Origin of the sequence: Tabrizicola sp. (assembly GCF_030694085.1) — a bacterium.
Lineage (GTDB): Bacteria > Pseudomonadota > Alphaproteobacteria > Rhodobacterales > Rhodobacteraceae > Tabrizicola.
Map to the genome: position 1 here is coordinate 1 of NZ_JAUXZE010000020.1, position 21,614 is coordinate 21,614.

General features: G+C 60.7%; 18 protein-coding genes and 2 pseudogenes. 11 read left to right on the forward strand and 9 right to left on the reverse strand.

Features of this window, described 5'->3' with window-relative positions:
* The 3 genes and pseudogenes from Q8M85_RS03055 to Q8M85_RS03065 all read right to left on the reverse strand — a co-directional run.
* A pseudogene (locus tag Q8M85_RS03055) lies at positions 1-441 on the reverse strand (YfcC family protein); the annotation flags it as partial.
* 70 nt (positions 442-511) lie between these two features.
* Complete coding sequence (locus Q8M85_RS03060) at positions 512-1,165, reverse strand: isoprenylcysteine carboxylmethyltransferase family protein (protein WP_305540094.1); 654 nt, start codon at positions 1,163-1,165, stop codon at positions 512-514.
* A complete protein-coding gene (locus tag Q8M85_RS03065) occupies positions 1,162-1,470 on the reverse strand; it encodes a DUF2933 domain-containing protein (protein ID WP_305540097.1) in 309 nt (102 codons plus the stop codon). Before Q8M85_RS03065 ends, Q8M85_RS03060 begins: the two co-directional genes overlap by 4 nt.
* A 646-nt stretch (positions 1,471-2,116) precedes the next feature.
* Between Q8M85_RS03065 and Q8M85_RS03070 the strand changes: the two genes are divergently transcribed.
* From Q8M85_RS03070 to Q8M85_RS03090, 5 genes are all read left to right on the forward strand, one after another.
* Positions 2,117-2,746: an RNA polymerase sigma factor gene (locus Q8M85_RS03070; protein ID WP_305540103.1), complete on the forward strand. Its 630-nt coding sequence runs from the start codon at positions 2,117-2,119 to the stop codon at positions 2,744-2,746.
* 41 nt (positions 2,747-2,787) lie between these two features.
* Positions 2,788-3,444, forward strand: a complete 657-nt coding sequence (locus Q8M85_RS03075; protein WP_305540106.1) for an RNA polymerase sigma factor — start codon at positions 2,788-2,790, stop codon at positions 3,442-3,444.
* Positions 3,445-3,822: 378 nt separating this feature from the next.
* The gene (locus tag Q8M85_RS03080; RefSeq protein ID WP_305540110.1) at positions 3,823-6,204 is read left to right on the forward strand and encodes a cation-translocating P-type ATPase; all 2,382 of its coding nucleotides are present in this window, start codon (positions 3,823-3,825) and stop codon (positions 6,202-6,204) included.
* Complete coding sequence (locus tag Q8M85_RS03085) at positions 6,201-6,704, forward strand: hypothetical protein (protein ID WP_305540113.1); 504 nt, start codon at positions 6,201-6,203, stop codon at positions 6,702-6,704. The genes Q8M85_RS03080 and Q8M85_RS03085 overlap by 4 nt, the downstream gene beginning before the upstream one ends.
* A gap of 208 nt (positions 6,705-6,912) precedes the next feature.
* Positions 6,913-7,956 (forward strand): type II glyceraldehyde-3-phosphate dehydrogenase, encoded by a 1,044-nt coding sequence (locus tag Q8M85_RS03090; RefSeq protein WP_305540116.1) that lies wholly within the window; start codon positions 6,913-6,915, stop codon positions 7,954-7,956.
* A gap of 25 nt (positions 7,957-7,981) precedes the next feature.
* Here Q8M85_RS03090 and Q8M85_RS03095 read toward each other — a convergent pair whose 3' ends face one another.
* The 3 genes from Q8M85_RS03095 to Q8M85_RS03105 form a co-directional block, all read right to left on the reverse strand.
* Complete coding sequence (locus tag Q8M85_RS03095) at positions 7,982-8,485, reverse strand: SRPBCC family protein (RefSeq protein WP_305540119.1); 504 nt, start codon at positions 8,483-8,485, stop codon at positions 7,982-7,984.
* 30 nt (positions 8,486-8,515) lie between these two features.
* A complete protein-coding gene (locus Q8M85_RS03100) occupies positions 8,516-9,061 on the reverse strand; it encodes a hypothetical protein (protein ID WP_305540121.1) in 546 nt (181 codons plus the stop codon).
* A 337-nt stretch (positions 9,062-9,398) separates the two neighbouring features.
* Positions 9,399-9,734, reverse strand: a complete 336-nt coding sequence (locus tag Q8M85_RS03105) for a DUF305 domain-containing protein (RefSeq protein WP_305540123.1) — start codon at positions 9,732-9,734, stop codon at positions 9,399-9,401.
* Between the two features lie 222 nt (positions 9,735-9,956).
* Here Q8M85_RS03105 and Q8M85_RS03110 point away from each other — a divergent pair, with 222 nt between their 5' ends.
* From Q8M85_RS03110 to Q8M85_RS03120, 3 genes are all read left to right on the forward strand, one after another.
* On the forward strand, positions 9,957-12,437 hold the full coding sequence (locus Q8M85_RS03110; protein WP_305540126.1) for a phosphoketolase: 2,481 nt from the start codon (positions 9,957-9,959) through the stop codon (positions 12,435-12,437).
* 41 nt (positions 12,438-12,478) lie between these two features.
* The gene (locus tag Q8M85_RS03115) at positions 12,479-13,294 is read left to right on the forward strand and encodes a hypothetical protein (RefSeq protein ID WP_305540129.1); all 816 of its coding nucleotides are present in this window, start codon (positions 12,479-12,481) and stop codon (positions 13,292-13,294) included.
* A gap of 95 nt (positions 13,295-13,389) precedes the next feature.
* A complete protein-coding gene (locus Q8M85_RS03120) occupies positions 13,390-14,700 on the forward strand; it encodes a glucoamylase family protein (RefSeq protein WP_305540132.1) in 1,311 nt (436 codons plus the stop codon).
* 206 nt (positions 14,701-14,906) lie between these two features.
* Here the strand turns inward: Q8M85_RS03120 and Q8M85_RS03125 are convergent, their stop codons facing one another.
* A complete protein-coding gene (locus tag Q8M85_RS03125) occupies positions 14,907-15,464 on the reverse strand; it encodes a DUF305 domain-containing protein (protein WP_305540135.1) in 558 nt (185 codons plus the stop codon).
* A 1,536-nt stretch (positions 15,465-17,000) separates the two neighbouring features.
* Between Q8M85_RS03125 and Q8M85_RS03130 the strand changes: the two genes are divergently transcribed.
* The 3 genes from Q8M85_RS03130 to Q8M85_RS03140 are packed head-to-tail and all read left to right on the forward strand — an operon-like array spanning position 17,001 to position 19,551.
* Complete coding sequence (locus Q8M85_RS03130) at positions 17,001-17,669, forward strand: hypothetical protein (protein WP_305540137.1); 669 nt, start codon at positions 17,001-17,003, stop codon at positions 17,667-17,669.
* Positions 17,670-17,682: 13 nt separating this feature from the next.
* Positions 17,683-19,350: a cbb3-type cytochrome c oxidase subunit I gene (locus Q8M85_RS03135; protein ID WP_305540140.1), complete on the forward strand. Its 1,668-nt coding sequence runs from the start codon at positions 17,683-17,685 to the stop codon at positions 19,348-19,350.
* Between the two features lie 24 nt (positions 19,351-19,374).
* A complete protein-coding gene (locus tag Q8M85_RS03140; protein ID WP_305540143.1) occupies positions 19,375-19,551 on the forward strand; it encodes a hypothetical protein in 177 nt (58 codons plus the stop codon).
* A gap of 50 nt (positions 19,552-19,601) precedes the next feature.
* On the opposite strand, the pseudogene Q8M85_RS03145 reads toward Q8M85_RS03140, so the two are convergent.
* A pseudogene (locus Q8M85_RS03145) lies at positions 19,602-20,372 on the reverse strand (hypothetical protein); the annotation flags it as partial.
* A 526-nt stretch (positions 20,373-20,898) separates the two neighbouring features.
* The gene (locus Q8M85_RS03150) at positions 20,899-21,285 is read right to left on the reverse strand and encodes a DUF302 domain-containing protein (protein WP_305540146.1); all 387 of its coding nucleotides are present in this window, start codon (positions 21,283-21,285) and stop codon (positions 20,899-20,901) included.
* Between the last annotated feature and the right edge of the window lie 329 nt (positions 21,286-21,614).

The window sequence follows — 21,614 nt, forward strand, 5'->3', positions numbered from 1 at the left end:
GGTCGTGCCGCCGAGGGCAAAGAGGCTCATGAGGATCGGGATCATCCAAATCTCGCGCCCCTTCAGCTTGGTCATCGCACGGCGGATGCCGGTGTCGATGGCACCGGTGGCGTTGACGACCCCCAGAAAACCGCCGAGCAGGATCACGAAAAGTGCCACGTCGATGGCATTCGCGGCATAGCTGTCGGGGTCGTAGAACCCCGCGACCGGTGCCATCAGGATGTCGAGGACGCCCTGCGGGTTGGCTTCGACCGTCTTGTAGGTGCCCGCGACCGCGATCTCGCGCCCGACGGCCTCGTTCTCCACCCGGTCGAAACGGCCGGCGGGGATGATCCAGGTCAGGCCCGCAACCAGCACGATCAGCGCGAAGAGGATCGTGTAGGCAGTCGGAAAGCGGGCGGCCAAGCGGTCGGTTCCCGGACCGGTGTTAACGTCGCTCATGCAGTGTTCCTTTCTGACGGGGCGGGGTGCAGCTTGATCACCACCGCCCGTATGGGGGAAATGGTGCCGATCAGGTCGTCGCCCCGTCGGGACGGCGTATTGGCAGATAGGCAGGCACCCGGCGTGCCCAGGCTTCATATTCTGCGCCAAACCGGGCGCGGGCCTCGGCCTCCTCGCTGCGGGACAAGCGGAGGTACATCCAGACCAGCACCGGATACATCGCCAGCGTCAGGATCGTCGGCCATTGGACCAGGAACCCGGTCAGGATCAGCACGAATCCCACATACTGCGGATGCCGGATCCGCGCGTAAGGCCCGGTCGTGGCCAGCCGCCCGGCGCGCTGCGCCGCGTAAAGCACCGGCCAGGCCACCGAGAGCAGCCAAAACCCGCCACCGATCAGCAGATAGCTCAGAACATGGAACGGGCCAAAATGCGGACTGCCCCGCCAGCCGAACATCATCTCGGGCAGGTGGCCCGCATCATGGGAAAACCAGTCGATGCCTGGGTAAGTACTGCCGAGCCAGCCGGACAGCAGATAAATGGTCAGCGGAAAGCCGTACATCTCGGCAAAAAGAGCGACGAGAAATGCGCTGAACGCGCCAAAGCTGCGCCAATCCCTCGGCGTCTGCGGCTTGCTGAAACTCAGGGCAAACATGATGAAGACGGCCGCGTTTACAAACGCGAGAAGCCAGAGCCCGTAGGCGGGCGCGGTTTCCGGGGTCATTGCTGGCCTCCCTCGCTGTCGTCGGCGGACTTACCCGACGCAGGGCCGGTTGTATCGCGCGGCCGGTCACTATGACTGCCATGGCCTCCGTGCCCGCCGTGGCCCCCGTGCATCAGGGAGTGCAAGCCGATGCAGGCGAACAGCGGCAGGATCACTAGCAGATTTCCAAAGGGAATGTGCAGCCGGTGCTCGTAAAGGAGGAGCAGCACGCTCAGCGCAGCGAACCCAACCAATGCCAATCCCCAGCTTGTCTTGTACCACGCTGCGGGGTCACCCGGCTTCTGTGTTCGATCATGCTGATGCATTGCTGCCTCCAAAAGTAACCCATTTTTGGGTCGTGCATGGAAGGAGACGCTCGGGCGGCTGTGATATTACAGGGTATCGGCGACTAGGAGTTCATCTCCCCGCGATCGACATACCTCTGTACTGGTTGATCTCGGTCAATGTTGCTTTCGCCGGGTTAATGTAGAGTGACTACATGACTGCCGACGTCCCATCACATTCCCGCCGAGAAGCGCATGCGATCTGCATGGCGTTCCTCGTCGCAATATTGGGCTTGGCGATAATTGTCGGTTCCGTAGCTCCGATGGAGATGCACCAGGCAAAGCAGAGCGAACAACACAGATCTGCCATCGCGAATGTAGCAGTGATGCCGCTGCATGAATGCCCCACTTCGTCTGGCAGCTTCGTTAGCCACTGCCATCTTCAATATGCGGTTCCGGCCAGCGGATCAGTCAGCGCGCCTGGACCGACCGGCGCTTTCGGAAGCCGCTGGGTGCCACTGGAACTCTCGCGCCGAACTCAGCATCGTCCACGCGGACTGCTTCGGCCACCAGACCCGGTTTCGCAACCCGCCTGAAACCGGAATTCCGTCTGACGGTGGCTGACCATCGTTGATCGCCATTGTCATGGCCGGGTTCCATTCACGAGATTTAGCGAACGGACATCGCCATGCTTCACACCGAGATTTTTCAGTCCGACCTGCCGCATCCGCAGCCAGTCGAGCCCGACCCGTGCACAAGAATTGTCGCCAGACGGGGTAACTATCTGACGTATCTGCGCCGCCGGGTGAGCGACCCGGATACTGCGGAAGACCTTCTGCAGGACTTCAATCTGAAAGTCATCCAGGCTTCCCGTCGCACCAGCACTATTCACAACACCGATGCCTGGCTTTCCCGAGTGTTGCGCAATACGCTTTTCGATCATTACCGCCGGTGTGACGCGCGCCGCCGGGCCGATGCAGCCCATGCTGTGCACGTCACTGTGCTGTCCGCATTGGACAGCATCGAGCCGGACGCAGTAGAAGTCGGTTCGGACGGTTTACAGTTGGCCGAGATTGAGGGGGCTTTGGAAAGGGTTCGCCCTGACCAGGCAGCGCTGCTCCGCGCACTCTATTTGCACGATCAGCCCAGAGAACGCCTTGCACGCGAGTTCAATATCACGATCGGAACGCTGAACGTCCGCGTATTGCGCGCGCGAAGGGCGCTGCGTGACGCTCTCATGGAGCATTCGACCACGGCGGAAATGGATGCACAGAAATTTGGCAATGTAATGCAATATGCGCGCACGTCATGCCTGTAACATGTCCCTCACAACGCCAGACCGAACGAGGAAAGCCCACCTTGAAAAGCTCAACCGAGGTGACAGTTTCTGGTCACGAAGGGGATCAGAGCCGGCAGGGCGAAGTCAGTCCTAAGCGTGCCGTGGTGGAAGCGGCTCTGGTCGACGGTCATCGCCGCATCTTCGGCTTCCTTCTCGGCCGGCTCAGAAATGCCGACGAGGCCAAGGACGTCATGCAGGAGTTTGCGCTGCGCGCGATAAGGCGCGCGGAAGAGCTGCGTGACGTGCAGTCTGTACGAGGCTGGCTGAGCAGATTGCTGGCAACCGCTATCTCCGACCACCATCGGCGCTTCAACCGGCGGCGCAACCTGGAACTCCCCGCAGGTGAAACGGTCGAAGACCCTGATTTGGCGGCCGGTCCAGACGTCGAAACCGATGCCGCCGTCTGCAAGTGCTTGCGGGAATTGATCGGCCTCCTTCCCTCGGGACCGTCCGATCTACTCCGGCGGATCGATCTCGACCAACAGTCGCGGCCCGATGTTGCCAGCGCCCTTAACATCACGGAAGCAACCCTGGCGGTCCGGCTGCACCGCGCGCGCGCAAAACTGCGAGAGCTTCTGGTCAAAATGTGTCTCACCTGTCCCGAGCACGGGTTTTTCGATTGCGCCTGCGATCGGGCGCGAAGGCTCAGGCAGGCTTCTGGAAGACCGATCCAGTAATCGACGATGTAATGTTTGCTGCTGCGGCACGTCCTTACAGTGGCGCGTCCCCTCAACAGGATGGTTTGCCGCAAGATCAACCCATGATTATGGAGATCCAGAATGACGACCCTGAAACCAGCATCGCAAGTGGAACCAAAGCCCGTCGGGGGCGATTGCTGTGCGCCGCACAGCGCTGTTGAACAAGCCACCAAATCGCTTGAACGAACAGCGCAAGACAAACATCATGAACATGTCAAGGCTGCGGTTGCCGACACGCCGGCTGACAAGCCTACGGCGAAACACGGGTCAGGATGCTGCTGCTCCTGATTCGACGTCGCTGCGGCGCGCCACAAGGCGCGCTGCGGCCCCGATCAGCCAGCGAGGGACGCCAAAACAATGACAACCACCACAACACTCGACTTCAACGCTTCGGCTGACCGGCTAGGTCATCTCGGAATCGAGAAATATCTCGCCTCGCAACCCGGGGTCGTCTCTGCTTCCGCAAATCCGGCCGGCCTGTCGGTCAGCGTCACCTTCGATGAAGGGCGGACAAGCGTTGAAGCTCTACGCCAGGCCGTCGAGGATTGTGGCTTCCACTGTGGGGGCGAGGTTCTGCCAAGGCATGTCTGCGACGAACACGGCAGTCCGAAGACCGGGGTGACCACTGCCGCTGCGGCGCACGTCGGACATGCGATGGCCGGGGCCGGTCCGGTGGACAAGGCCACAGCGCGCGACGAGATGGCGCATGAGATGGGCCACGGGGCGGGCGACATGCAGTCGATGGTGCGCGACATGCGCAACCGGTTCTGGGTGGCGCTGGTCTTCACCATTCCGATCTTCGTCTGGTCGCCGATGGGTGGCATGTTCACCCCGCCTGCCCCGCCGTTCGGCCTACGCCTCGACCTGTGGCTGTTCATCCTGGCGACCATCGCCGTGATCTGGCCGGTCTGGCCATTTGTGGTCGCCGCTTTTCGGGCGCTCAGGAACGGCATCCTGAACATGGCGGTGCTGGTCGTGCTGTCTGTCGGCACTGGCTATGCCTTCAGCGTCGGCTCGACTTTCTTCTTTCCGGGCGTGCAGTTCTATGAGGCGGTCGCAGTGCTACTGGTGTTCATCCTGCTTGGCCACTGGTTGGAAATGAGGGCCCGCGCTGGGGCTTCCGAGGCGATCCGCGCACTACTCGACTTGGCGCCTCCGATGGCAACGGTGATCCGTGACGGACGCGAAGTCGAAGTGCCGACTGCCGAGGTCCTGCAAGGCGACACTGTGGTGATCCGGCCCGGCAACAAGATCCCCGTCGATGGCGAAGTGATCGAGGGCACGTCTCTGGTCGACGAGTCGATGCTGACTGGGGAATCGATGCCGGTGCAGAAGGATGTTGGCAGCACGGTGATCGGGGCCACGATCAACAAGTCGGGCACGTTCCGCTACACCGCTACCAAGGTTGGCGCCGACACGGCGCTGGCTCAGATCGTCAAACTGGTGCAAGAGGCACAGAATTCCAAGGCGCCGGCCCAGCTTCTGGCAGACCGCGCCTCACAGTGGCTGGTGCTGATCGCCATTGTGATCGGCATCGCCACGTTTGCAGTCTGGTACGGCTGGCTGGGGGCTGAACTGCTTTTCGCGCTGACACTGACGATCACCGTCTTTGTCATCGCCTGCCCTGATGCGCTTGGTCTGGCAACGCCGATGGCGGTCATGGTCGGCACCGGCCTTGGTGCGATGAACGGCATCCTGTTCAAGAATGCCAGCGCGCTGGAAGACGCGACTAAGCTCGACGTCATCATCTTCGACAAGACTGGCACTCTGACCATGGGCCAGCCAAAGGTCGTTGAAGTGGTGGCCGCAGAAGGCCGCAGCGAGAACGAGGTTCTGGCTGCGGCGGCGGCGGTCGACAAGGGGTCGGACCATCCGCTGGCGGTCGCCATCGTCGACCGCGCGGCTGACCTGCCGCTGGGTGCGATGTCGGCGTTCGAAACCCTGGACGGTCGCGGAGCCAAGGCCGAGGTCGCCGGCAAGGCGGTTCTAGTCGGCAACAGGCGGCTGATGGACGAGGAGAAAGTGTTGCTCGGCGCGCTGGCAGAACGCGCCGACACACTGAAAGGCGCAGGGCGCACCGTAGTGCATGTCGCCGAAGGTGGCCGCATTCTCGGCCTGATCGCGATTGCCGACGCATTGCGTCCGACCGCGAAGGCGACGGTTGCCAAGCTGCGTGAACGCGGTGTTCAGGTGGCCATGCTGACCGGCGACAATGCCGGCACAGCAGCGCGCATCGCGGGGGAACTGGGCATCGACATCGTGCTGGCCGATGTGCTGCCCGGGCAAAAAGCAGAGAAGGTGAAGGAACTGCAGGCCCAGGGCAAAAAGGTCGGCATGGTCGGCGACGGCGTGAACGATGCCCCCGCGCTTACGCAGGCCGACGTCGGGTTTGCCATCGGCGCAGGCACTGACGTCGCCATGGAAAGCGCAGACGTGGTGCTGATGAAGAGCGATCCCTACGATGTGGTGGGTGCGATTGTGCTGTCCCGCGCCACCCTGCGCAAGATGCATCAGAACCTGTTCTGGGCGGTGGCCTACAATGTCGTCGCCTTCCCGCTGGCCGCGGGCGTGTTTTATCCGTTCATGATCAGCCCGGAGGTCGCTGCACTTGCCATGTCGGGCAGCTCGGCGTTGGTCGCGGTCAACGCCCTGCTCTTGAAACGCACCAGGCTTGAAGGTGTGATGCGCCGCTCCCCGGATGCGGGGGCAGCGCAAGGGCTGCAGGAGGCAACGGCATGACCTTCGCATTGACCATGCTGTCGCGACGCGGCGTTTTGTCAGGCAGCTGCGCAGCAATGGCTGCGCTTGCTTTGCCCATGATCGCAAACGCGCAGAGCTATGTCGATGAAAACTCTAGAGTCGTCGGCGGAGTCCTTGGCTATCTGGGCGTGCTGCCCGCCGCAATGATCCTAGGTCATCCAGAATCCCATTCCGAAGCAACGATGCACGGCGGCGCAACTGCAAGGCGGCACCAGTACCATCTTGTGTTGGCCCTGTTCGATGCGGCCTCTGGTGCTCGGATCGAAACAGCGCGCGTGTCTGTCGTCATCATGGGTCTCGGTCACACCGGAAAAACCCGGCTTGATCTCGACCCGATGATGATCGCCGACACGATAACCTGGGGCACTTTCGTCGAGTTCGCGGGCCGGGATTCCTATCAAATTATCTTCGATGTCGTCCTGCCAGACCGGGCGAAGGTGATTCAGTTTCCCTTTACCTACGCTCACTCTTCAGGCTGAGGGTCTGCCATGCATCCTTTCCACCCTTCAGTGTCAGTACCAGGCATCGCAGCACTCCGGGGAGCCACAACACATGGCGCAACGAAATTCGTTCGAAAAAGAAACTGCCGCCGCAGCACGCGTGCGGACGTCCCGCTAGGGGGCGGTCCTCGTCACTGATCGGGCGACCCGTCGCAGGATATGGCGTGAAAACAGGAGAGACAGCACCATGAACACGATGCAAACGGTCCGCGTCGCGGTCAACGGCTATGGCGTCATCGGCAAGCGGGTAGCCGATGCGGTGGCGCTTCAGCCTGACATGACGCTCGCCGGGGTCTGCGACGTCGCCACCGACTGGCGCCCGCGGATGGCTCTTGCCAAGAGTTATGCACTTTATGGGGCGACAGAAGCGGATGCGCGCGCGATGCGCGCGAGCGGCCTGGACGTCGCGGGAACGCTGGACGTACTTTTGGGGCAGGCGGATGTGGTCGTGGACTGCACGCCGAAACGCATTGCGGCGGCCAATGTCCAAACCTACCGCGCGCGCGGCATGCGCTTCATTGTGCAGGGCGGCGAGAAGCATTCGGTCACTGGCCATTCCTTCGTGGCCGAAGCCAACTTTGAGGGTGCGCGCGGGCGCGAAAGTACAAGGGTCGTGTCCTGCAACACGACCTCCATTGTCCGCACGTTGACGGCGCTGAAGCGTGCCGGGCTGCTTGCGCGCGCACGCGGAACACTTCTCAGGCGGGCCACTGATCCATGGGAAAGCCACCTTGGCGGCATCATGAACACGCTGGTTCCAGAGCGGGAGATTCCCAGCCATCAGGGTCCTGACGCGCAGAGCGTCGATCCCGATCTGGATGTGGTGACGATGGCGGTGAAGGTTCCCGAGACGCTTGCCCACCTGCACTACTGGGCCGTGACCATGACCCGCGCGGCCTCGAAGGACGAGGTCCTTGCCGCCTTAAACACGTCGTCCCGGATCGCGTTGATCCGCATGGACGACGGGCTTGACGCGCTTAATGCGGTCAAGGAGATGATGGCCGACATGGGACGCCCGCACGACAATCTCTACGAGGTCGCACTTTGGGAGGATATGCTGACCGTTCAAGGGGATGAGCTGTTCTACGCCTACATGGTGGACAATCAGGCGATCGTCATCCCCGAGACGATCGACGCCATCCGGGCGCTTACCGGGCTGACGGCCGAAGCGCCGGCTTCGATGGCGCTGACTGACGCGGCGCTCGGCATCGGCGCATTCGGTAGCCGATGATCCCGCAACCGGGTGGCCGCCCGTATCACTTGGGAGGGCGCGGGGTAAAATTATGCCGCGTGCCCTCGACCATTCGCTGCACACACCAGCGAGCATAAAATGGCCCAGCCAAGGACCCGAGCAGACGGCCGACCACGCCTCGGGGCAATGTGTAGTCGATAAAGCCACGCAGCTCCGTTCCGCTTGCGGTCGAAGCAATCTCAAAACCCAGGCGATAGTCCTGAATGATGATCATCCGCTGCGCCCCGACGGTCTCCCAGATCTTGCGGGCTGGCGGTACGCGCTCGGTAATGACTTCTTCCACATGCACTGCAAGACCCTTCATCCGGCCACTCAAGCGGATGACAGACCCGACCTCCTTGCCACGCCCCTCGTCGAGACGATACTGCATCGTGCCGCCCAGCATCATCAGTGATCCCTCGGACATGTGAGCGCCGATGCGCCGCGGATCGTCGAGATAATTGAACACTTCTTGCGGCGTCGCCGATATCACCGCTGAATAATCGAACCGGTGGCGTATCTCCTGCATCACGTTTCTCATTTCCGGCCCGTCCGGAGCCTAGTCTATTTGCCGGACAAAGCCCGGAAATCTGTTGAACGACAGCTTTTGCACCAGCGCACCGTCGACCGTACGGATTTCCGCGGTGATGCTACCATCCGAAGCCTCGCCAATGTCACCAAGCCGCAGGCGCGGATTGCCCAGGCGGTCAAGCTGGGCCTCGAGCCAGGAACCCACCTTCTCGGGCGTCATCTCCGGGGGTGCGGAGGGCGCCAGCCCGAAGATTACCTCGGGCCCGATGTCAGCGCCCGTGCTGGACTGCATTCCTCCTGCCATTCCTGTTATCGGGGTCTGACCGGCTGGAGGATGCTGCGCCATCATCTGCATCATCATCTGCATCATTTCTGGAGACATCATTGCCCCCATTCCGGTGCCACCGTCTACGGAGCTCGGTTGCAAGGCAGCATCAGGTGCTTCAGGAGCTACAGCTCCTTCCTCAACGGCCGGGTGATGCGGGTCGTCGGCAGGCGGAGTGGTCTGACCGCTGGCCGCGCCGATTGTCAAAAGACCAGCGAACAGGATGGACGATACACGGTAGACCCTCATTTCAAACTCCTTGCCTAGTTGTGTGCAGAACTCATCGCCCACACTGGAACAGCCGCGTTGCATCCCAACAAACGGGAATGGTTGCGATCTCTGAGTCCACATTGCCAGAGCGTCCTGCCACGCGCTGCACGCCTACGCGTTTGGCAGGCAACTGCTGACCTCTATCGACGCACGAGCCCGCCAAAGGTTACAAGTCCAAGGCCGGGTTCAACGCCAGAAGCGCTTCTGCCAATGCAAGGGTTTGTGATCTTTGCTTTAAATCACCAGTCCGCGATGTCGTTGCTCGCTGAGTACAATGGACATCGAGCAGACCACTTCTATCCTGTACTGGCGTCGGTCAGGGGTGCGGATGGCCGGGAGCAGGCCACCCCGCACGCCCAGGTAATGCCCTTATTAGCCCCGGGCCTCGATAAACGCCTTTAGCACTGCGATCTCGGCTTGTTGGGCCGCGATCACTTTCTTCGGCGAGCTTGCGCATTTCCGGATCGTTGCCGAATTCGAGCTGAACCTTGGCCATGTCGATCACGGCCTGGTGGTGCGGGGTCTTGCCCTTCGCAAAATCGACATCAGCGTCGTAAGGAGCCGGGCTGTCCGCCAGCTCCGGGATTACGGCGGCACGGTTCATCATGCCCATGTCACCCATTTCCAAGCCACCCATTTTCGAGTGGTCCATGCCCTGTATCGTCTCCTGGACAATGGGTTCCCTCCGACAACGGCGAATGCTACAGTAGACAGCGAAGTGCGGGGGACGTGTCCCGTTACCGGCGGCGAGATGTCGGCGCAGCGGGTCCTGACTTGCTTGCCGCGTTTGGTATTGACGCTGTGGCGCTTGTTGCCTTCACTGCGCTGAAGCCGCCGAGCCAGGCATTCCCGCTCATCATGGCCATATCCAGGCTTGCGTCATTCGTACCGACGAAGACGTGATCATCGCAAGCGCCGCCGTTCGATTGCTCGCCGGCACCGAAAACCAGCCACCACGCTCAGCACGAGGAATAGGCCCATGAACAAACCCCTTTCGACGGACATCATCAAAAAGATGGACGCATATTGGCGTGCAGCCAACTATCTCTCAGTCGGCCAGATCTATCTGTATGACAACCCCTTGCTCAAAGTCCCCTTGAGAGTGGAACACGTAAAGCCCCGACTGCTCGGGCACTGGGGGACCACTCCGGGATTGAACTTTATCTACATGCATTTGAACCGAATTATCAAAGAGCGTGACCTGAACATGCTTTATGTCACCGGCCCCGGGCACGGCGGACCTGGTCTCGTGGCCAACACCTATCTCGAGGGTAGCTACAGCGAGCACTACCCGGATATTTCGCAGGACGAACCGGGAATGAAAAAGCTGTTCACGCAGTTTTCCTTTCCCGGCGGCATTCCGAGTCATGTCGCGGCAGAGATTCCGGGCTCTATTAATGAAGGTGGTGAACTCGGCTATTGCCTGTCCCATGCCTACGGCGCGGCCTTCGACAATCCCGACCTTCTTGTCGCTTGCGTCGTGGGCGATGGCGAGGCGGAAACTGCCGCCCTCGCCACCAGCTGGCACTCGAACAAGTTCCTCAATCCAGTGCACGACGGCGCCGTCCTGCCTATCCTGCATCTGAACGGCTACAAGATTGCCGGCCCCACCGTGCTTGCCCGCATTCCCCGCGACGAGCTCGAGTTGCTGTTCCGTGGCTACGGCTACACGCCGCACTTTGTCGAGGGCGACGACCCGATGGAGATGCATCAGCTTATGGCTGCAACGCTTGACACCGTAATCGAGAGCATCAACCAGATCCAACACGACGCTCGCGCGGATGGATTCAAGCAGCGCCCGCCTTGGCCGATGATCATCCTGCGTTCGCCCAAAGGCTGGACCGGCCCGCAGGAGGTCGATGGCAAACAAACCGAGGGTACATTTCGCTCGCACCAAGTGCCTATGGGCGACATGAGCCACCCTGGTCACGTGAAAATTCTGGAAGGTTGGCTGGAGAGTTATCGCCCGCGCGAACTGTTCGACGAGACCGGCAGGCTCCGGCCCGAACTCGCTGAACTTGCCCCGAGCGGCTCGCGGCGGATGGGTGCCAATCCGCATGCCAATGGCGGCCTGCTCTTGCGCGACTTGCACTTGCCTGATTTCCGCGACTACGCGGTGACGATACCGAAACCGGGCAGCGTGAGCGCCGAAGCCACGCGCGTCCAGGGCGAGATGATCCGCGACGTGGTGAAACTGAACCCCGAGACGTTCCGCGTCTTCAGCCCGGACGAAACCGCGTCGAACCGCTGGGGTGCGGTGTTCGAGGTGACAAACCGTTGCTCAACCGCGGAAGTTGTTCCGGGCGACGACCACGTCGCGCCGGACGGCCGCGTGATGGAGGTCTTGAGCGAGCACCAGTGCGAAGGATGGCTCGAAGGGTATCTGCTCACGGGAAGACATGGCTTTTTCTCATGCTACGAGGCGTTCATCCATATCATCGATTCGATGTTCAATCAGCATGCCAAATGGCTTGACGTGGCGAACCACGTTCCGTGGCGACGGCCGGTAGCTTCCCTGAATTACCTGCTGTCGTCGCACGTCTGGCGGCAGGATCATAACGGTTTCAGCCATCAGGATCCTGGCTTTATCGACCATGTCATGAGCAAGAAGGCGGAGGTCGTCCGCGTTTATCTGCCGCCCGACGCCAATACCCTGCTCTCCGTCACCGACCATTGCCTGCGCAGCCGCAATTACGTGAACGTCATTGTTGCAGGAAAGCAGCCGTCGCCGCAGTGGCTCGATATGGACGCCGCGATCAGGCACTGCACTGCCGGACTGGGCGTCTGGGAATGGGCCAGCAGCGACGGGGTCCGCGAACCTGACGTGGTGATGGCCTGCGCCGGCGACGTGCCAACCATGGAAACGCTGGCAGCGGTGGAATTGCTGCGGCAGCATTTCCCCGCGCTCAAGATCCGGGTCATCAACGTGGTGGACCTGATGACATTACAGTCACAGAACCAGCATCCCCACGGCCTCAGCGACGAGGCTTTCGATGCCCTGTTCACCAGGGATAAGCCCGTCATCTTTGCCTACCACGGGTACCCTTCGCTGATTCACAAACTGACTTATCGGCGAGCCAACCACCACAATCTGCACGTGCATGGGTTCAAGGAAGAAGGGACCACCACGACACCATTCGACATGGTCGTTCTCAACGAACTCGACCGGTTCCATTTGGCCAAGGCCGCTATTGACCGGGTGCCGGAATTGGGACCTGCCACCCACAACCTCGCCCGATACATAGGCGACAAACTCGACGAACACGCGCGTTACATCCGGCAGCATGGTGAGGACATGCCTGAGATTCGCAATTGGAAATGGGGTGCTAATAGTGCGAATTCCAATGCCTCATGACATGCATGAACAAACTGCCTCACGAGGAAAGTGAGCAAGTGATGAGCAAGCAGGAGGATACCAGTGGGAATAGCCCGGTTCATTGGCGCATAATGCGCTGGATCTTGTGGCGCTTCATCTGCGCCGCCGGTTCGCGGGTTCTCATGGATAGAAGCCTGAGAAACAAGACGGGCGATGAAACTCGGTGGTTGCGGAATGACATCAATTTCTACTTGAGCGCAGTCTCGACGAGAGCGGCGCTCTTGCGCCCGCTGGCGCAGCTTGGCGCATTGCCGGATTTCGGCAGTCGCCTCATGGTAGAGCTTGCAGTCTATACAGTGGCGGCGGACCGGACGCTGCGTGACAGCGACCTTGATCCAGAGAGCGCGCGAGACGCCTTGGCGGACATTGGTTGGTCCGTCTATCGCAGACTGCTTGCATTCTCGTCCTTGCCAGCTCGCCTCGTCACAAGCGACCCGGGAAAGCGATTGCAGTGGAGCATCCGTGGGTTGCTCATATTCCCATTCCGACTAGTGGGTGCGCCCGGCTACTCCGCAAAGGTTTTTCGCGAGGGCGAAGACATCCACACACACTTCACGCACTGTCCCCCGCAGAGCTTTGCCCGGCGCATTGCCGACGAAACTGGCGATCATGCAGCGCTGACTGGCTTCGCAAATAGCTGGTGCAAATATGATTGGCCTGGCGCTGATCTGATCGCCGCCGACGGGCATCGGGGACATTATGTCCGGCGGCGAACACTTTCGGCCGGGGATACGGTCTGCGACATGTGCTGGGCTGCGCGGGCACCCCGTGAGACCAGCGAAAACAACAAGGTGGACGGGTTGCGGCCGACTGTCAGACAAACATTTGAAAGCTGAGGTGAACGCATGAAGAACTCATCGATTGGTACGCGCACGAGCGATGCCACGGAGAGCATGCATCGCGCCAATGCTGTGAACAAGCGGTCCTTGTGATGCAGCGTCAATCGCATGTCAAACTACCCTATCTCGAAGACACGAGGCTCGATGCGATGCAGCGTCACGCCTTCGAATACTTCCTGAACGAAACCAATCCCGCGAACGGCCTCGTGGCTGACAAATCGCAACCGGGCGCCCCCGCGAGTATCGCTGCCGTGGGTTTTGCGCTCGCCGCCTATCCTGTCGGGGTCGAGCGCGCATGGATCTCGCGCGCCGAAGCGATCGGCCGGACCCTTGCGGCGTTGCGGTTCTTCTGGACCAGCGCACAGGGACCAAGCCCTGACCTGACCGGGCACAAAGGTTTCTACTATCACTTTCTCGATATGACCTCCGGGCAGCGGGCGGGCGATTGCGAATTGTCAACCGTTGATACCGGCTTCCTGCTAGCCGGTATGCTCGCCGCCGCGGCGTATTTCGATCGAGGCAGTGAAGACGAGCAGGAGATTCGGACACTGGCGGACGCGCTCTACCGCAGGGCAGACTGGCCCTGGGCCTGCGACGGGGGGGCGACGCTTACCCACGGTTGGACACCCGAGGCGGGATTTCTGCCCTACCGATGGGAAGGCTATGACGAAGCTGTTCTGCTGTACGTGATCGGGTTGGGCTCGCCGACTCGCCCCTTGCCGACGGAGAGCTACGCGGCGTGGACCTCGACCTACCGATGGAAGGAAATTTACGGCTACGAACTCATTTATGGAGGCCCGCTCTTCATCCACCAGTACTCTCATATCTGGATAGATTTTCGTGGAATCCAAGATGCGTTTGCGCGAGACAGGGGTATCGACTACTTCGAGAACAGCCGCCGTGCGACACACGTCCAAAGAGAGTACGCGATCCGCAATCCACTCGAATTTGTGGGATACGGAGAGAACTTCTGGGGCTTGACGGCGAGCGACGGGCCCGGCTGGACCACACGCCGCGTCAACGGCATCGAGCGCGCCTTCTTCGACTATGTCGCCCGCGGCGCACCATATGGCCCTGACGATGGGACGGTCGCGCCGTGGGCCGTAGTGGCGTCGCTTCCATTTGCACCGGAGATCGTGTTGCCGACGATCAGGTATTTTCAGGACGTGTATCCGCAAGTTACTGGCGAGTACTGCTTTCGATGCAGCTTCAATTTGAGCTTTCAAAATGATGCAAATGCCGGCGTAGGCTGGACGTCCCCCTACCACTACGGTATCAACCTCGGGCCTGTGGTGCTGATGTGCGAAAATTATCGCTCGGATCTACTTTGGCGCCTTATGCGCGCATGCCCTTACGTCGTCACAGGGCTGCGGCGTGCGGGGTTCAAAGGTGGTTGGCTGTGACGCAGCAGGACGATAATCGCCGCGTCGGACTCGCACCGTTGGCCCCGGACCGGTACTGATGATGAACGGGGTGTTTGTGAGGCAGGTTAGCCCCGATCTGGCGCGTTTCGAGGTTCACCTTGATCGGGCCCGAGGACAGTGCTGACCCGATCGGCCAGAAGTCAACCAACAAACCCCCTGCGCTGTGAGCTGAAGGGCGCCTGGCGCTAGTCCAGAAGCAGGCGCGCTTCCGCTTCCATCGCCGGGGTCAGCACAGCCTTGGCCGGGGGCAATGCACCCTCGCCCCGTTCTCCGTTCTGCTCGATATCCGCCAGCAGCAGCTTCATTGCCGCGATCTCGCGGACCTGCGCCTCAATGATGTCATCCGCAAGCCCGCGCACGCGCGGGTCGCTGATACTGGCTTTGCGGGCATTGTTGATGGCGATGGAATGGTGCGGGATCATCGACTGCATGAAGGACACATCATCGATCAGCATCTGGCCTCGATTTACCGCAAGCAGTGCCACTCCACTCAACCCACCGGCGATCAGAACGATGATCTTGGTTGTCGCGCTGCGATACATCCCCCACATGAAAACGAGCATGATGACGCTCATGACACAGCCCATCACAAGCGAAGCCATCAGCCTGTTCAGGCTGAACAGTGCGTGGTCAAAGGAATACACCATCTGATACATCAGAAAAAACATGACTACGGTCGAAGTCACGATCATCCCCGCGAATTTTCCCCAGCTCGTCCCCTTCGAGCCGCCCTGGTCCTGCATCGTCATCACGTCGCTCCTTCGCTTTCCAAAGACAACCCCCGCCTTTCCCAAACGTTCCCCTCATCGTACGACCCAGCGATTTTAAGACCGTCTCAGACCAGAAAGCCGCCCGAAGACATCAGGTGGAGGAAGTCTACAAGATTTGCTCCGGGTTTAGGACCGGCCGTCAGACGCCGAGCGGCCCATGAACATCCAAAAGGTAAGGCGATCCCGACCAACCCTGTTGCCCACGAACCAACTGAGATCTGCATCGATCAGCCATGCCTACACGCCATCCTTGCGGGGCAGCGGAGCAGTCAGTCGTCTGGCGCGCCTAGCCGACCGGCATCCCTGGCGAGACGTGCGGCACATCCCCTTCAGCTTGCAGCCTGCTGTCAAGAACTGCGGTTTCACGCGCCTCTGCCCGAGGACCAGGAGACAGATAATTATGTGTCTCCTCTTTGGGCCGGGCAGCAACCACAGGTCGTCCTCGATGGGCCGCTGGACCTGTCGACAAAAATCATGCCCGCGGGGGGATGGTCCAGCTGAACAACATGGAGCGGCAGATCTGCCTGATTTTTCCCGGCACGGAGCTAAATTTTCTGACTCGCTGCTTATGTGCCTTCTGGGGCGTATCTAGGAACATACGGTCGCACTTGGCAGGCCGTAGCGCAGGGATGATCCTGATCGTCGCCGCTCACCGTTGCGGTGCAACGCCGCCGCCATCAATTGTGCCAATCGTTCCTCCGGAACTCGCGGCGCTCTGTGGGGCTCATTTACTCTACGTCAACCTGATCGCCTTGTGCTCGCAACCTCATTTTCGTCTTCTACCGGAAGACGGAGGGACGCGACCGATTGCCATTGCCGGGCGTGCTGACACCCCTATCAGAGGAGTTGGGATCCGATCACAGCCTTGTGTAGTTATGGCCTTGGGTCAATTGACTTGCATCAAGGCGAACTTTGACGTCCTGCGTGAAAACTCAGCTGTCTAAGCCGCAAAGGTTGCGTGATGCAGCGCAAGAATAGTGCCAGCAGGATTGGAGGTGCCTACCGTGGGTGCCATCAATTGCTGCGGCTATTGTACTGTCTTGGTGTCGTCTCACTGAGCCTTCTTGGACAGATGTCTTTTGCCTCGGAGAGTGGGCACGGGCCCGAGTGCATCAGCCTCATGGCACAATCTGCTGATGCCAAGCATGCTGACCTTTCGGGAGTTGGGCACTCTGGGGACGGCATCCACATTCGCGTTCACTCAGCATGTTCAGCTGGTGTTTGTCTCCCGATAGGAATGCGCGACGGTTTTACACCAGTGGTGGTTCCAGCAAGGAACACAGACCTGCACTTGATGAGCGAATGGGACGACCGCGCAGGGCGGCCCGTTGCCCCAGGGTATCGCCCTCCGATTTCGGTCTGATCTCCCATCCGCGCTCCTGCCTTCACGGGATCGGCTCGGCAATTCGGTTGCTAGCTATCACCGAGAAGACTCAGGTCCCCCTTCAGTCCCTCCGCCACAAACGCAGGTCGCGTGCGGCGGCGGCCTATCATCACAAGGACATGAAAATGGTTCCCGAAAAACATATCACTACCAGGCGAGGATTCATCGCCACGCTGGGCTTTGGAGGCGTGAGCCTTTACGGCCTCTGGGCAGCCTATGGTGCGGCGCCCAGCCCCACTTCTCTCCTCACCGCATCCGAAAACACCGGACTCTCTGGGCCCGGAACCGAGATGACGATGCCGGAGCATGTCGGGATGGGATCGGAAACGGACGTTGATGCTTTCCGTGCCGAAGTCTCTGCCTTTGTTGATCGGTTCAGTGAGCCGGATGGGACCGTCTATCCCAGACAGAGTGCTGCTGCGGCTGACCCTTCTCACTTGGGAATGGCAGAGATGGACATGTCGACAGATACCCACACAGATCATGCCGGCGAAAGTCGAGCAGAAATGCTTGGCGCGATCGAGGTGCTTCTGCTGGCAGAGCGCTACTACTTCGATCCGTCTGCCCTGCGACTTGACCTCGGCCAAACGTACCGTTTCCGGATGCTGGCGTCGGATGTGACGCACGGTGCGTCGATCCAGTTCGGCGACGGCGCAAGGATGATCCGTCTACAGGCGGGAACCGAGACTGAGCTGGAATTGACGTTCACTCGGCCGGGCAACTTCCTCGTCTACTGCACATCCTATTGCGGGCCCGGCCACGATGTCATGCAAGCCCGCATAACGGTTGCTTAAGGAGCAAGATCCGATGTCCGACACAATCGTTTCCCGACTGCACACACTTCCAGTCCAAGATCGGCGCCTGGTCGTCGCTCTGGCCGCGGCTGCGCTCGTGGCGCTGATCATCGGCCTGACTGGAGGCTTATTGACTGCTCTTGTCCGGGCCGGTTTCCTCAGCGTTTTGCCGGAATCCGGCTACCGTTTCCTCTCGGTGCATGGGGTCAGCGCATTCTTCTATTGGCTCTATTTCGCTCAGGCCGCCCTTGTTCTGGGCTTCTCCGCTGTCGAGCGCGGGAATGGCGGCGGCGCGACCGGTCTGCTTGGTCGCCCATTGGCCGGTCTGGGGGTCGGCGCCATGGTGCTGGGCTTTATCCTCGGACTTGCAGCAACGGTGATGGGCTCTCCCCCACTCTACGACGGAAAGGCGGACCTACTCGCCGACGAGCCGTTGACAGTGCTTGTCTTCAGCTTGGGCTATGTCCTGCTGGGGCTTGGCCTGATGCTTTGTCCGGCATCGGCCATCGTGACTCTTCTGTCCTCGCTCGGACGCGATCGCCGCAAGGTGCTGGATGCGATTGGCTTTGCCCTATTGGCCTGGTCGGGGTTTCTGATCGTCACCGGTTTTGCGGCGATCCACGCCTTCCTGCCGGCTCTTCTGTGGTCTATGGGACTGGCAGCCTTTCCGGTTGGACAGGAAACCGGCTGGCACATCTTGTTCCACAACCTGCACTATCTGCCGCTGATGGCGACAGTACTGGTGTGGTATATCCTGATGCAGGCGCTGACGGGTGCCCGGTCGGTGTTCGGCGCCAGGTTCTCGAAGCTGGTTTTCAGTCTCTATCTTGTTTTCGTACCACCGACCTCGCTTTACCACATGTTCCTCGACCCCGGCCTTCCGGAATATGTCAAGGTCGCGGGCTCGGCCCTGTCGCTGTTCGTCTCAGTTCCTACCCTCACCGCCTTTTTGGTGATCGTCGCCTCCCTTGAGGTGCACGCGCGGGCCGCAGGAGCTACAGGGCTTTTCGGATGGCTTCGCAGGCTCCCCTGGGAGCACCCCGCGACAACTGCGGCGGCCATGGCCGTGATCAACATGATGTTCGGAATATCCCTGGCCTTCGTGCTGATCCAGGAAAAGCTGGCGCCACTTCTGTCAGACACGTTCTTCGTGCCGGGATACTTTCACTTCTTCACGGTAGGCACGGTCAGCTTATCCCTTCTGGCTGGACTAACTGTGCTCTTGCCCGGCCTCACGGGACGCGCTCTGCGGTGGCCCGGGCTGTTGCGCGCCCTTCCGTGGGTGGCATCAGCCGGGTTGCTGGTCTTCGGCGGGGCGGGCGTTGCCGCTGGCTATATGGGCGTGCCGCGACGGGTCATGGACGTCACCTATGGCGGAGAGGCTCCTGCACTCTGGTCCACGCTCATGGGACTGGTCGGTGCGGGCGGAAGCATCATGGCACTGGCGCTCCTTGCCTATGCGGCCACGGTGCTTGCTTCGATCTTCGGTCGGCAGGAAGCGGACCGCGGCAAGAGAATTTCCAGCATTCATTGGGATGCCTTGCCTACCGGACGCACCGCCGCATGGACGGGGCCGCTCTCGATCCTGGTGATCGCAATTGCCATGTATGGCTTCAGCACCCTGGGTTTTGAACTACTTCAGGCGGTCCCTCTGATTGCAACTGGCGCTGCCAGCCACTGACACACTTCACACAGGAGATCTGCCATGAATGAAGACATCTTTCTGCTGCTGGGCGTGGCATGCGTCTGGACCCTGCTCGCCATCGGCTATGCCTTGGCCCCTTGGGGCGACATGATCGGCTACGCGCGGGTGTGGGGCTTCGGCGCCCTGCTCTTCTTCGCGGTCGCGGCCCTCGTCTGGAATGCTGTAAAGCGATCGTAGTTTACCCTGCCCGCCGGGTAAGATTGTCCGGCGGGCAAACCTTTCAGAAATCACGCTGCTGCAACGGATTGGCTCGCTATCCGCCACATCCGATACCGTCCCTGCCCGGTCACCTCGCGGATAAGGCCCCGCGCTTCCATCCAGGCAAAGTTGCACTGGATGGCTGCGCGGCTGGCGCCAGTCAAGACCATGGCCATCGGGGCTAAAACTAAGGGCCAATCGGTCAGTACGGTTCGCAGGTTTGGCGGGGTCTTCCCAGAGAGCAGGGCCATCTCGGTTACTGCCCGCGCCGCCCATGGCTCTATATTATCAAGGTGCCGCATCGCCGTCAGGCCGGCAGTCTCCATCCTGTCCATCCAACGGAGTAGCCGCTCGGCAGGGGGACCGCCAGCGCACAGCCCCCCCCTGCCCACCCATAGACAGCGGCGCAAAGGCTGCCCCCTTGCCGTCACTGTGCGATGCGCACCGCGGTGGCCGCCGCTTCCATCCGGTCGCCTTGCTGCCCGAGGCCTGCGAGGCTCCAGAGGTGGAAGCCCATGCAGGCGCGGGTGATCGGGTGGAGGTCGGCAGCTTGAGCCATCAGGTCAAGCCACCCGTCCGGGCGAATACCGAAGGGCTCGGCTTTATCCGCGAGTTTCTCGGGGTCGCGGCAGTCGAGGAAGGCAGGAATATCCATCTCGGGTCCCTGACCGCCTGTCAGACGCCGCGCTGCCCATCCGAAACGCGCGCGCAGCGGTGTTATCCTGCAAGCCCGAAAGGCGCACGGACATCCACAGCGCCAGCCGATCCGAGCCAAACCGGTTGCCCAGAAACCAACTGCCGCGATTATCGGCGACAAAAGAAGTCCGGTGACCGGATTAAGCAGCCCGGCTGCGATCGGTACGCCAAGCGCGTAGTAGGCGAAGGCGAAGGACAGGCTCTGCTTGATGCTGCGCAAGGCTGCGCGTGCCAGCAGGGCAGGTACTACACATTGGCCGAGGCAACTTTCTTGCGCCCCGCCGCACGGCTGGAGGCGTTAACCACGGATCGGCCTGAACTTCGCCTGACACTTGCTGGAGCAGAAATGGAAGTCCTTGCCGCCAAACGCCTCGGTCCGCGTGTCGGGTTTCACCATGACGGTCATGCCGCAGACCGGGTAGATGGCTTTGGCCCGTTGCCACTTTCTGGAACGCCTTGGCCCCGGGCATGTCGGGGTCTGGATCGGCTTGCTGCTGGCGGATCGGTGGATTTCTTAGCGTACTCCTGTCGCGGTCAGCGAAGCGTGAAGGCAGATGCAAAGGCCTACCGTCTCACGATTTTCCTTCCCGTCATTGGATGGGCAAGCGAAGATTGCGCCTGCAGGTGCAATCAAATTGCCGCAACAACTTTGGCCAGAAGGTCGCGCACCTGACCTGCGACGGCATGTAATGCGGGATTATCGATGGCCTGCATCGACGCTACCGGATCAATCGCACTTACCTCGATCCCGTCTTCGACCTCGCGCAGGATAACGTTGCAGGGAAGCATCGCACCGACGCGCGGTTCCATCCCGATGGCTTCCATTGCCATCCTCGGGTTGCAGGCCCCTAGAATCCGGTAGGGCGCCATCTCGACATCCAGCTTTTTCTTCATCGTGGCTTTGACGTCGATTTCTGTCAGCACGCCGAAGCCCTGAGTGGCCAGTGCGGCACGGGTCCGCGCGTCCACTACATCAAAATGCGCGCCTGTGATCAGCCGGTTGATTGTATAGTCCATCGGGTTTCCTTTCGACTATTTGCGCAAGTATTTGACCAGCGCCGCAATCGCGAGGCCGACCAGCACAAGGGTGACTATCATCCAGAGCCAGCCGAATCCCATTCCAAATCCCATACCGTAGCCGTTCATCTTCATGACCTCCTGATCTGTGTTGGGATTCCTCCCGCTAACGGGAGCTTTGCCCAGTTAGCGGGAGAAAAAAGGCGCGTCAGTCGTTGTTCATCATCCCATGACCCATGCCCGGCATGTTGCCCTGCTGCCCGCCCATGTGGCTTTGCATCATTTCTGCCATGGCGGCCATTTCAGCCTCGGTCACCTGCGCGTCACCG

What these genes read in the sequence shown, in the direction of transcription:
- Q8M85_RS03060 (WP_305540094.1), bottom strand. Translation starts at nt 1,165, where the DNA reads ATGACCCCGGAAACCGCGCCCGCCTACGGGCTCTGGCTTCTCGCGTTT.
- Q8M85_RS03065 (WP_305540097.1), bottom strand. Translation starts at nt 1,470, where the DNA reads ATGCATCAGCATGATCGAACACAGAAGCCGGGTGACCCCGCAGCGTGG.
- Q8M85_RS03070 (WP_305540103.1), top strand. Translation starts at nt 2,117, where the DNA reads ATGCTTCACACCGAGATTTTTCAGTCCGACCTGCCGCATCCGCAGCCA.
- Q8M85_RS03080 (WP_305540110.1), top strand. Translation starts at nt 3,823, where the DNA reads ATGACAACCACCACAACACTCGACTTCAACGCTTCGGCTGACCGGCTA.
- Q8M85_RS03085 (WP_305540113.1), top strand. Translation starts at nt 6,201, where the DNA reads ATGACCTTCGCATTGACCATGCTGTCGCGACGCGGCGTTTTGTCAGGC.
- Q8M85_RS03090 (WP_305540116.1), top strand. Translation starts at nt 6,913, where the DNA reads ATGAACACGATGCAAACGGTCCGCGTCGCGGTCAACGGCTATGGCGTC.
- Q8M85_RS03095 (WP_305540119.1), bottom strand. Translation starts at nt 8,485, where the DNA reads ATGCAGGAGATACGCCACCGGTTCGATTATTCAGCGGTGATATCGGCG.
- Q8M85_RS03100 (WP_305540121.1), bottom strand. Translation starts at nt 9,061, where the DNA reads ATGAGGGTCTACCGTGTATCGTCCATCCTGTTCGCTGGTCTTTTGACA.
- Q8M85_RS03105 (WP_305540123.1), bottom strand. Translation starts at nt 9,734, where the DNA reads ATGGACCACTCGAAAATGGGTGGCTTGGAAATGGGTGACATGGGCATG.
- Q8M85_RS03115 (WP_305540129.1), top strand. Translation starts at nt 12,479, where the DNA reads ATGAGCAAGCAGGAGGATACCAGTGGGAATAGCCCGGTTCATTGGCGC.
- Q8M85_RS03120 (WP_305540132.1), top strand. Translation starts at nt 13,390, where the DNA reads ATGCAGCGTCAATCGCATGTCAAACTACCCTATCTCGAAGACACGAGG.
- Q8M85_RS03125 (WP_305540135.1), bottom strand. Translation starts at nt 15,464, where the DNA reads ATGCAGGACCAGGGCGGCTCGAAGGGGACGAGCTGGGGAAAATTCGCG.
- Q8M85_RS03130 (WP_305540137.1), top strand. Translation starts at nt 17,001, where the DNA reads ATGGTTCCCGAAAAACATATCACTACCAGGCGAGGATTCATCGCCACG.
- Q8M85_RS03135 (WP_305540140.1), top strand. Translation starts at nt 17,683, where the DNA reads ATGTCCGACACAATCGTTTCCCGACTGCACACACTTCCAGTCCAAGAT.
- Q8M85_RS03140 (WP_305540143.1), top strand. Translation starts at nt 19,375, where the DNA reads ATGAATGAAGACATCTTTCTGCTGCTGGGCGTGGCATGCGTCTGGACC.
- Q8M85_RS03150 (WP_305540146.1), bottom strand. Translation starts at nt 21,285, where the DNA reads ATGGACTATACAATCAACCGGCTGATCACAGGCGCGCATTTTGATGTA.